This is a genomic window from Nocardioides sp., assembly GCF_034670285.1.
Taxonomy (GTDB): domain Bacteria; phylum Actinomycetota; class Actinomycetes; order Propionibacteriales; family Nocardioidaceae; genus Nocardioides.
The window spans coordinates 1-10494 of sequence record NZ_JAXMNS010000094.1 but is presented as its reverse complement, the minus strand read 5'-3'; the positions used below and the strand labels follow the sequence as shown (position 1 = coordinate 10494).

Genomic DNA, 10494 nt, shown 5'->3' with positions numbered 1-10494 from the left:
GGGTCTCGTCGGTCCACACGCCGGTGGCGTTGACGACCTGCTTGGCGCGGAGCGTGACGGTGGTGTCGGACTCGAGGTCGCGCACGACAGCACCGGTCACCCGCTCGCCCTCCTTGACCAGCTCGACCACCCGGGCCCGGGAGGCGACGTGGGCGCCGTACGCCGCGGCGGTGCGAGCGATGAACATGGTGTGGCGGGCGTCGTCGACCTGAGCGTCGTAGTACTTCAAGGCACCGATGAGGGCGTCCTTGCGGAGCGAGGGCACCAGCTTGCGAGCGCCGCGTCGGGTGAGGTGCTGGTGCAGCGGCACGCCGGACTGGCCCGAGAGCCGGGACATCGCGTCGTAGAGCGCCACGCCGGACCCCGCGTAGAAGCGTTCCCACCAGCGGTGCTGGAGCGGGTAGAGGAACGGCACCGGGTGCACGAGGTGCGGCGCCAGCTCCTGCAGCAGCAGGCCGCGCTCCTTCAGCGCCTCGGCCACGAGACGGAAGTCGAGCATCTCGAGGTAGCGCAGGCCCCCGTGGACCAGCTTGCTCGAGCGGCTCGACGTGCCGGAGGCGAAGTCACGCGCCTCGACCAGGCCGACCTTCAGGCCGCGCGTCGCGGCGTCCAGCGCACTACCCGCGCCGACGACACCGCCGCCGATCACGAGGATGTCCAGCTCCTCGGCGGCCATGGCGCGCAGCGACTTCTCGCGGAACTCAGGTGACAGTGCGACGGACCTCATCGGGGAGCCTTCCTCTCGTCGGTGCTACCCCCAGCGTGCCCGATCCGGCGTGACCGCAGACGTCGGGGCTCGGCTCAGGCGTCGTTCTTGATCAGGAAGAACAGGGTCAGCGCCGAGGCACCACCGACGACGACCGGGGTGATGACCAGCCCGAAGAGCATGTAGCGCGCGAACCGGCGTGTGCCCGGGGTGACCAGGAGCAGCACGTTGAGCACGAACAACGCCAGGATGGCGACGAGGAACGGACCGGGGTGCTCGCTCAGGTCGACGTCGAAGAGCGCCTTGAGGACCACGCCCAGGACCCCCAGCACCACCACGACCAGCACCGTGCCCGTGAAGAAGCCGGCCAGCGGGGTGAACACCGGGTGACCTCGGTGCCAGAAGCTCGGCCGGCGGCTGGCCGGAATCGCCGACGAGCCCCGGTCGAGGGCGCGGTCGGTGCCCTCGTCGGTGCTCATCTGACGATGGTAGGGCTCGGTGCGGACCTGCGCGGCCGATCCCCCTGGATCAGCCGTCGATCGCTCAAGCGAAGACCAGGTAGTGGAGCAGGAGCCAGATGGGGGCGATCGTCGCGAGCAGCGAGTCGAGGCGGTCCATCAGCCCACCGTGGCCGGGGATGACCTGGCTCATGTCCTTGATGCCGAGGTCGCGCTTGATCACCGACTCGCACAGGTCGCCGAGCGTGGCCATCACGACCGCGATCAGGCCGAGGATGACGCCGACCCACCACTCGCCCTCGAGGAGCACGGTGACGAGCAGGACTCCCATGCCGACGGTGGCCACCATGGAGCCGGCGAAGCCCTCCCAGGACTTCTTCGGGGAGATGACCGGAGCCATCGGGTGCTTGCCGAACAGGACGCCGGCGATGTAGCCGCCGATGTCCGAGGCGATCGTCACCAGGATGAACGCCAGGATCGCCTGGACGCCGTCGTTGTCGATGCCGCCGCCGCTGCGACCGCCCTCGGAGAGCAGCAGGGCCACGAAGGAGCCGAGGAACGGCACGTAGACCAGGGTGAACACCGAGGCGGTGGCGTTCTTGACGTAGCCGTCGATGCCGCGCCGCAGCAGCCAGAGCATCACCACCAGGGCGGTGACCGCCGTGGCCGTCACCAGGGCGTCGGAGCCGTAGAGGTAGGCCACGACCACCATGACCACGCCGCCGATCATGAGCGGCTGCTCGGGCAGGTCAATGTCCTTGGCGAGCAGCCCCTGGCGCAGCTCCCAGATCGCCACCACCACGGCGACGACGACGATCACCATGAACGCTGGCTTCCAGAACACCAGCGAGGCGGCGATCGCCGACAGCAGCAGCACACCGGAGGTGATCGCGGCCTTGAGGTCGCGACCAGCACGACCGTGGTCCTGCTGGGGGGCCGGGTCGGCGTCGGGGCGGGGGGCAGTCATCGCGGACGAGCTGGACGAGGTCGTCAGACCTCGAGCAGCTCGGCCTCCTTCTTCTTCAGCATCTCGTCGATCTCGTCGGTGTGCTTCTTGGTGAACACGTCGAGCTTCTTCTCGGCACCGGTGACGTCGTCCTTGCCGACCTCGCCGTCCTTCTCGAGCTTGTCGAGGTTCTGCTTGGCAGTACGACGCAGGTTGCGGATGGCGATCTTGCCGTCCTCGGCCTTGCCGCGGGCGAGCTTGATGTACTGCTTGCGTCGCTCCTCGGTGAGCTCGGGGAAGACGCAGCGCAGGACCTTGCCGTCGTTGGACGGGTTCACGCCGAGGTCGGAGTCGCGGATCGCGCGCTCGACGTTGTCCATCGCGGTGATGTCGAAGGGCGCGATCATGATGATGCGCGCCTCGGTCGAGGTGAAGGAGGCGAGCTGCTGGATCGGCGTGGGCGAGCCGTAGTAGTCGACGACGATCTTGGAGAACATGCTGGGCGTGGCACGACCGGCCCGGATCGCGGCGAATTCCTCACGGGTCGCCTCGACCGACTTGTCCATCTTGCCCTCGGCCTCTTTGAGGATGTCGTTGATCACCGGTGACGGCCTTTCGTTGGGGTGCTCGCGAGGTGCGGAGCGGTGTACGGGTCTGGCGGGTCGAGCAGGTGGGGCAGCTCAGCCGGGGCTGACCAGCGTGCCGATCTTCTCACCCTGCACGGCGCGCAGGATGCTGCCCTCGGCGGCCATCCCGAGAACGATCATCGGGAGCTTGTTCTCCTTGGCGAGGGTGAAGGCGGTCTGGTCCATGACCTTGATGCCTCGTGAGATCGCCTCGTCGAAGGTGAGCGCGTCGAGCTTGGTCGCGGTGGGGTCCTTCTTGGGGTCGGCGGTGTAGAGCCCGTCGACGCCGTTCTTGTCGTAGATCACGACGTCGCAGCGGCTCTCCAGCGCCCGCTGGACCGCCACGGTGTCGGTGGAGAAGAAGGGCATGCCCATGCCGGCACCGAAGATGACCACTCGGCCCTTCTCCATGTGGCGGATCGCGCGACGCGGCACGTACGGCTCGGCGACCTGCCCCATCGTGATGGCGGTCTGCACGCGGGTCTCGATGCCGAGCTTCTCCAGGAAGTCCTGGAGCGCCAGACAGTTCATGACGATGCCGAGCATCCCCATGTAGTCGGCGCGGACCCGGTCCATTCCCCGCTGCTGCAGCTCGGCGCCTCGGAAGAAGTTGCCGCCGCCGGTGACCACGGCGATCTGGACGCCGGCGCTGGCGACCGCAGCGATCTCGCGGGCGATGTTCGCCACGACGTCCGGATCGACCCCGACCTTGCCGCCTCCGAACACCTCGCCCGACAGCTTGAGGAGTACTCGCTCGTATCCGGCCACGTGTGAACCCCTTGGTCGTCGTCTTCGTCGGTCACGGGGTCGGTTCGACCCCGTAGCAACCTATCCGATGCAGCGCTGAGTCTGTCGTGCTCCTACCCGCTGCCCCGCTCGAGCATGACGAGCGCCACGATCGTGCCGATCACCAGGGCCGCCGCGAGCACCGCCGCCATGATCTTGGGCACGCTCCACGGGCGGTCGCCGACGACCTCACCGGTGTTGGCGTTGACCATCACCTGGAAGGTCTTGCCCCCGTAGAGGTAGGTAGCGATCCACAGCGGCATCAGCATCAGCTTGAACATCGCCTGCGAGTAGGTGATGTCCAAGTCCTGCACCCGCTGCTCGTCGCCGCCGATGTCGCGACGGCAGTCGCCGTCGATGACCTGCCGCATCTCCCGGCGGGCCTCGGCCGAGCCTGCGTGCGGGTCGACGTCGTAGCGCAGGGCCGAGTAGCCGGTGAGGAACTCCTGCTGGAACGGCCGGGCCTCGGACAGCTTCCACGGCCCCATCTTGTGCAGCTTCTTGGGATCCAACCGGTTGCTGGCGACCACGAGCACGTCGTCGAAGAAGCGCGAGACGTGCCCCGAGGCCCGTCGCCACCGCGTACGTCGTTCCTGCCGCGTCACCGTGCGGGTGCCGCCCTTGCCGTCGGAGACCTGGTCGGTGACCGTGACGTAGTAGTAGTCGCCGCGCTGACCGCGGTAGTCGGTGTGCGTCTGGGCGTCGAAGGTCCAGTGCGGCACGTAGGTGCCGTGCAGCGCCTCGGTCGACCCGACCTTCTTGAGAGCACCGGGGGCGAACCACCGCGACCTGACCCACTCGCCGAACGCATCCTTGGCGCCACGCTGGTCGACGTGGAAGGGCACCACGGCCTCGGGCGCCACCAGCCCCTCCGGGTGGTCGAGCGCCACCAGCGCGCCCCCGCAGAACTGGCACGCGCCGGCGAGGTCGGTGGTCTCCGTGCTGGCGCCGCAGTTCTGGCACTGCACGACCTGGCCGCCGAGGTCGGCCATCACCACGGCACCGTGCCGGGCGTGCCAGTCGTCGAAGGAGTGCTCGTTGATCTCGGTGTCGAGACCGGCGATCTCGAGCATCGAGCCGCACGAGTTGCAGCGCAGCGCGGTCGTGCCGGGTGCATAGGTGGTCTGCGACCCACAGTTGGGGCAGGTCGAGCTCAGCGGTGCTGCCGGCGGGGGCGGCGGGGGCGGCGGCGGGGGCGCCGGCGGGGGTGGGCGCTCATCCATGGGCGCGGGTCTTCCTGCGGCCTCAGACCTGGGGCGGGAGCGGCGGCGGCGTCGCCGGGAAGATGGCGCGCAGCTCGGGCAGCTCGGAGGCAGCGGCCCACTGAGCCATGCCGTCGCGCCACACGAGCGTGGTCGGGGTGAGCTCGCCGGAGGCGACCTTGGCCGGCATCTCGGCCACGGTCACCGGGCCGACCTGCTGGCCGCCCACGGCGAGGAAGAACGCGGCCGCGGCGCCCGGGATCGGGGGTGGTCCCCCGGCAGTGGCCTGCTGGGCCGGCTGCGACTGCTGGTTGAGGGAGTTGGCCATCTGCTGCCCCAGGGCCATGCCCATCCCCATGCCCATGCCCTCGCCCGCCCCACCGGGGTTGTTGGCGGCGTCACCGATGGCCTCGGCCGCCTGGAACTTGGTGTACTGGTCGAGATCTCCGAGCACCCCCATCGACGTGCGCTTGTCGAGCGCCTCCTCCACCTCCGGCGGGAGGGAGATGTTCTCGATCACGAAGCGGGGGATGCTGATGCCGAAGTCGGCGAGGTTGGTCGTGAGCGTGCCGGCCAGAGTGTCGGCGATCGTCTGCTGGTTGGCCGCGAGGTCGAGCATCGGCAGGTTCGAGTTGCCCAGCGCGGTGCCGACCTGGCTCACGATGTTCTGGCGCAGGAACTCCGAGACCTCGTCGGTGCGGAACTGCGGGTCGGTGCCGACGAGCTGGCGCAGCATCTTGGCGGCGTCGACGACCTGCAGGGAGTAGGTGCCGAAGGCCCGCAGACGCACCATGCCGAACTCGGCGTCCCGCAGCGTGACGGGGTTCTGGGTGCCCCACTTCATGTCGGTGTACTGACGCATCCCGACGAAGTAGACCTCCGCCTTGAACGGCGAGTTGAAGCCGTACTTCCAGCCCTTGAGGGTCGAGAGGATGGGCAGGTTCTTGGTCTCGAGCGTGTAGGTGCCTGGAGTGAAGACGTCGGCGATCTGGCCCTCGCTCTCGAAGACCGCCACCTGCCCCTCGCGGACGATCAGCTGGGCTGCGTTCTTGATCTCGTTGCCCTGACGAGGAAACCGCCAGACGAGCGTGTCGCGGCTGTCGTCGAGGAACTCGACGATGTCGATGAACTGGCCTTTGACCTTGTCGAACAAACCCATGGGGATGGCCTCTCGTGCGCTCAGGACGATGCTTCGGGCTGCTTCGCGGCGAGACTACTCGCCACGAGCCACGAGTCGGTCGACCCATCGTTCGTAGCGTGCGAACCGACCACGCCTGGGCCCGTTGAGACGTAGGAGCAGCTCTGGGCGCGTCAACGACGCGGTGGTGTAGTTGTCGGACCCGGTCAGCACGAACGACGAGCCGGGTTCCCCGGGCGGCGTGTGCTCCACGAGGTCGAGGAAGACCTCGAAGCTCGAGTTGTCCTCCTCCGGGACCGAGGGAGGTGCGAGCAGGACGCCTGCGGGAGCGACGTACGTCTCGCTCTCGGGTGCTGGCGGGGGGACGCCGTCCGGCTGGTCGTCGGAGCACGCGCTGAGCAGCGCACCCACCAGCAGCGCCCCGAGGAGTCCGCGGAAAAAACCCGATGGCCGACCACTCCGGAAGGAGTGATCGGCCATCGAAGGAATCAGACGGATCAGGCGCCGACCTCGAAGCGGGCGAACCGCTTCAGGGTGGTGCCGGACTCGGCGAGGACGGCCTGGACCGACTTCTTGTTCTCGGTCACCGACGGCTGCTCGAGGAGCACGACGTCCTTGAAGAAGCCGTTGAGGCGACCCTCGGTGATCTTGGCGATCGCCTGCTCGGGCTTGCCCTCCTCGCGCGAGGTCGCCTCGGCGATCTCACGCTCCTTGGCGACGACGTCCGCGGGGACCTCGTCACGGGTGAGGTACTGCGGGCGCATGGCGGCAGCCTGCATGGCGGCCCCCTTGGCAGCAGCCTCGTCGCCTTCGTACTCGACGAGGACGCCGACGGCGGGCGGCAGGTCAGCGGCACGCTTGTGCATGTAGACCGCGACGGGACCGTCGAAGTGCGCGACGCGTCCGAGCTCGATCTTCTCGCCGATGGAGACAGCCAGCTCGTTGACCATGGTCTCGACGGTCACGCCGTCGATCTCCACAGCCTTGAGCGCCGCTGCGTCGCCGGCCTTGGCCGCGTCAGCGGCCTCGGCGATCGCCTGGGCGGCCTTGATGAACGGCTCGCCCTTCGCGACGAAGTCGGTCTCGCAGTTGAGCTCGACCAGGGCACCACCGGAGGTGGCGACCAGACCGGCCGACGCCTCACGCTCGGCGGCCCGCTCGGCCATCTTCTTGCCACCCTTGATGCGCAGCAGCTCGACAGCCTTGTCGAAGTCGCCATCGGCCTCGGTGAGGGCCTTCTTGCAGTCCATCATGCCGGCGCCGCTCTGCTCGCGGAGCTTCTTGACGTCTGCAGCGGTGATGTTCGCCATGGGGTTATCTATCCTCGAATCTCAGTCGACCGGGCTCAGGCCTCGGTGGTGGCGGGCGCCTCAGCGGTCTCGGCGGACTCGGCCGGGACAGCGGACTCGGCCGGGGCAGCGGTCTCCTCGGTGGCGGCAGCAGCGGTCTCGGCTGCAGCAGCACCCTCGGAGGACGCACCGGTGGCCTCAGCGGCCGGGGTCTCGGCAGCCGGGGCGGCGGTGGCGTCGGAAGCAGCCTTCGACGCGTCGCCGGCCAGGAGCTCGCGCTCCCACTCGGCCAGCGGCTCCTCGGCGCCCGGGGCCTTCTCGCCCGTCTTGGCACCGGAGCGGGCGATGAGGCCCTCGGCGACGGCGTCAGCGACCACGCGGGTCAGCAGACCGACCGCGCGGATGGCGTCGTCGTTGCCCGGGATCGGGAAGTCGACGGTGTCGGGGTCGCAGTTGGTGTCCAGGATGCCGATGATCGGGATCCGGAGCTTGCGAGCTTCCTCGACGGCGAGGTGCTCCTTGTTGGTGTCGACGATCCAGATCGCGGCCGGCGTGCGGGTCATCTCGCGGATACCGCCGAGCGACTTGTTGAGCTTGTCGCGCTCGCGACGCATCTGCAGCAGCTCCTTCTTGGTGCGGCTGCTGCCGGCGACGTCGTCGAAGTCGACCTCGTCGAGCTCCTTGAGACGGTTGATGCGCTGGTGCACGGTCTGGAAGTTGGTGAGCATTCCACCGAGCCAGCGCTGGTTGACGTAGGGCATGCCGACGCGGGTCGCCTGCTCGGCGATCGCCTCCTGGGCCTGCTTCTTCGTGCCCACGAACATCACGGTGCCGCCCTTGGAGACGACGTCCTTGACGAAGGCGTAGGAGCGGTCGATGTAGGCCAGCGACTGCTGCAGGTCGATGATGTAGATGCCGTTGCGCTCGGTCATGATGAAGCGCTTCATCTTGGGGTTCCAGCGACGGGTCTGGTGCCCGAAGTGGACGCCGCTCTCGAGGAGCTGGCGCATGGTGACGACTGCCATGATGTCTTCTCTTTCCTGAGGAGATCCCCCGCCGTGCGTGCGTCCTTGGTGTTGCACCTGACTGTGAGGTCAGGACGCACCGGCGGTGACTCCGGTTGGTTTCAGTTTCTGCGCCCGACGGATGTCGGGAGCCCTGACGCCTGCGCGTGACCCGACCGGCCCGAAGATGCTGCGTCTCGGACTGGACTGAGGGTCGACGCCCACGGGTGTTCGGCTCCTCGCCCCAGGGGCGCGGCGCCGTCGTGGTCGACAGACGTGCGAATTTCACTCCGGAGAGTGATGCGGTCAGCATAGTCCAGGGCCGGGGCAAGAAGGTAATTGCGCCAGAAGCCCTCCCCAGCGGGTCGGGGCGGGGTGCACGTCCACAGTCGGCCGCGTGACCCGCGCATGGTCCTCGCCGTCGGAGCACCCTGCTGCCCATGACCCTCCCACGGCGTCTGCGCCGACACGTCCTGACCAGTCTGCTCCTCGCTGTCGTGGCCACGACGGAGCCCGACCCGATCGGCGTCTGGCCCTTGCGACCCGAGCCCGGCGTCGCGCGAGGCTTCGAGGCGCCTGCGTCGCCCTATGCGGCCGGGCACCGGGGCGTCGACCTGGCCGGGGTCGCCGGGCAGCGGGTCCTGGCGGCCCTGGCCGGCCGGATCACCTACGCAGGATCGTTGGCCGGGCGAGGGGTCGTGGTCGTCGCCCACGGCGCCACCCGTACGACCTACCAACCGGTCAGTCCGCACGTCGCCGTCGGGGACGTCGTCGGTGCCGGCGATCGGCTCGGTGAGCTCGAGGTCACCGGCTCGCACTGCCTGCCGAGGGCGTGCCTGCACTGGGGCTGGATCGAGGGTGAGACCTACCTCGATCCGCTCCGGCTCGTGGGAGCCGGGCCGGTGCGCCTGCTGCCGCTGTGGAGCGCCGCTCCCGCGCCCCTGCCGAGCGCGGCACGCGACGTACTGCCCTACGGCTCCTGGCGCCCTTTGCTCGACCTGGTGGGGGCGTTCTGACACCCATGTCCCACCCCGGTGGTCAGGCGCGCGGGTGGGCCTGGGCGTAGGCGCGCCGCAAGCGGTCGGTCGTGACATGGGTGTAGCGCTGGGTCGTGGCCAGGGAGGCGTGACCCAGGAGCTCCTGCACCGAGCGGAGGTCGGCCCCTCCCTCGAGGAGGTGGGTGGCGGCGGAGTGGCGCAGCCCGTGCGGCCCGATGTCCGGGGCTCCCGGGACGTCGGCGATCCGACGGTGGACGAGGGTGCGCACGGCTCGCTGGTCGATGCGTCGACCGCGGGCGCCGAGGAAGAGCGCGGCGCCCGCTCCCTCGACCATCAGCTGCGGGCGGCCTTGGCGGAGCCAGAACTCAAGGGCCCGCGCGGCCGGACGCCCGTAAGGCACCGAGCGCTCCTTGCGTCCCTTGCCGAGCACTCGCACGAGGTGCCGGGCGTCGTCGACGTCGTCCACGTCGAGCCCGACGAGCTCGCCGACCCGGATGCCGGTCGCGTAGAGCAGCTCGAGCATCGCCACGTCGCGCAACCCGATCGCACTCCCGTCGTCGGCGAGCTCGGCTGCGGCGCTCAGCAGGTCGCGGGCCTCGTCGGCGCGCAGCACGTCGGGCAACGTGCGGTGTGCCTTCGGCGAGCCGAGGGCCGAACCGGCGTCGTGGGGCGCCCGGCCGGTGCGGGCGAGCCAGGCGGTGAAGACCCGGGCAGCCGTGGCACGGCGCGAGAGCGTCGTGCGCGAGCGGCCCATGCTCTGCTGCTTGGCGAGCCAGCTGCGCAAGGTGCGCAGGTCCAGCTCGGCGACGTCGTCCTGACCGAGGCGGTGCGCGTGGTCGAGCACGCCGGCGATGTCGGCGAGGTAGGCGCGCACCGTGTGGGGGGTGAGGTCCCGCTCGGAGACGAGGTGCCGCTCGTAGTCGGCGAGCACGCGCATCATCGCCTCGGGCAGGCCCTGTTCCTCAGCCTCGTCGACCTCGCTCGTGCTCACCTCCTGATCGTAGGAGCCAGGGGGCTCACCGTGTGTGAGCCAGCACCGTGAGCCGCCACCCGTCCTCGTCGTGGCCGACCAGGCCGGCTTCCCGCAGCTTGGCCAGGGCCGCGCGCACCTCGAGGAGCCCCATCCCCGCGGTCCGGGCGATCGAGTCGGGTCCGACTGCCTGCACCACCGGCACGGCGTCCAGCACCTGGCGCTGGCGCGAGGTCAGCCGGTCGCGCACGGTCATCGGAGCCCGGGCCGGCTCGACAAGATGAGCGCCGGACTCCCCCACCAGCTCGAGCACGTCGGCGCCCGAGGTGACCAGTGACATGGCGCCGCTGCGCAGGTGCTCGTGGACGCCG

Annotated in this window: 12 protein-coding genes and 1 pseudogene; 1 reads left to right on the top strand and 12 read right to left on the bottom strand. The window is 69.5% G+C overall.

Features of this window, described 5'->3' with window-relative positions; all coding sequences use genetic code 11:
* From VOI19_RS06730 to rpsB, 10 genes are all read right to left on the bottom strand, one after another.
* Positions 1–727, bottom strand: a 727-nt coding sequence (locus VOI19_RS06730; protein ID WP_323792187.1) for a glycerol-3-phosphate dehydrogenase/oxidase, incomplete at its 3' end; no start/stop codon positions are given.
* A gap of 74 nt (positions 728–801) precedes the next feature.
* Positions 802–1185, bottom strand: coding sequence for a hypothetical protein (locus VOI19_RS06725; protein WP_323792186.1), 384 nt, complete (start codon positions 1183–1185; stop codon positions 802–804).
* A 64-nt stretch (positions 1186–1249) separates the two neighbouring features.
* On the bottom strand, positions 1250–2131 hold the full coding sequence (locus VOI19_RS06720; protein WP_323792185.1) for a phosphatidate cytidylyltransferase: 882 nt from the start codon (positions 2129–2131) through the stop codon (positions 1250–1252).
* Between the two features lie 23 nt (positions 2132–2154).
* Positions 2155–2709, bottom strand: a complete 555-nt coding sequence (frr, locus tag VOI19_RS06715) for a ribosome recycling factor (RefSeq protein ID WP_323792189.1) — start codon at positions 2707–2709, stop codon at positions 2155–2157.
* A gap of 81 nt (positions 2710–2790) precedes the next feature.
* Positions 2791–3504 (bottom strand): UMP kinase, encoded by a 714-nt coding sequence (pyrH, locus tag VOI19_RS06710; protein ID WP_323792184.1) that lies wholly within the window; start codon positions 3502–3504, stop codon positions 2791–2793.
* 92 nt (positions 3505–3596) lie between these two features.
* Positions 3597–4745: a TFIIB-type zinc ribbon-containing protein gene (locus VOI19_RS06705; protein WP_323792183.1), complete on the bottom strand. Its 1149-nt coding sequence runs from the start codon at positions 4743–4745 to the stop codon at positions 3597–3599.
* 22 nt (positions 4746–4767) lie between these two features.
* Complete coding sequence (locus tag VOI19_RS06700; protein ID WP_323792182.1) at positions 4768–5883, bottom strand: SPFH domain-containing protein; 1116 nt, start codon at positions 5881–5883, stop codon at positions 4768–4770.
* 54 nt (positions 5884–5937) lie between these two features.
* The gene (locus VOI19_RS06695; protein ID WP_323792181.1) at positions 5938–6342 is read right to left on the bottom strand and encodes a hypothetical protein; all 405 of its coding nucleotides are present in this window, start codon (positions 6340–6342) and stop codon (positions 5938–5940) included.
* Positions 6343–6359: 17 nt separating this feature from the next.
* Entirely contained in the window at positions 6360–7172 is an 813-nt protein-coding gene (tsf, locus tag VOI19_RS06690) for a translation elongation factor Ts (RefSeq protein WP_323792180.1), read from the bottom strand.
* Positions 7173–7207: 35 nt separating this feature from the next.
* Positions 7208–8176 carry a 30S ribosomal protein S2 gene (gene rpsB, locus VOI19_RS06685; RefSeq protein WP_323792179.1) on the bottom strand — a complete coding sequence of 323 codons (969 nt, stop codon included), beginning with the start codon at positions 8174–8176 and terminating at the stop codon, positions 7208–7210.
* 419 nt (positions 8177–8595) lie between these two features.
* Between rpsB and VOI19_RS06680 the strand changes: the two genes are divergently transcribed.
* A complete protein-coding gene (locus tag VOI19_RS06680; RefSeq protein WP_323792178.1) occupies positions 8596–9171 on the top strand; it encodes a M23 family metallopeptidase in 576 nt (191 codons plus the stop codon).
* Positions 9172–9193: 22 nt separating this feature from the next.
* Here the strand turns inward: VOI19_RS06680 and VOI19_RS06675 are convergent, their stop codons facing one another.
* Together VOI19_RS06675 and VOI19_RS06670 are read right to left on the bottom strand one after the other, a co-directional pair.
* Positions 9194–10093, bottom strand: coding sequence for a tyrosine recombinase XerC (locus VOI19_RS06675; RefSeq protein ID WP_323792188.1), 900 nt, complete (start codon positions 10091–10093; stop codon positions 9194–9196).
* A 76-nt stretch (positions 10094–10169) separates the two neighbouring features.
* A pseudogene (locus VOI19_RS06670) lies at positions 10170–10494 on the bottom strand (DNA-protecting protein DprA); the annotation flags it as partial.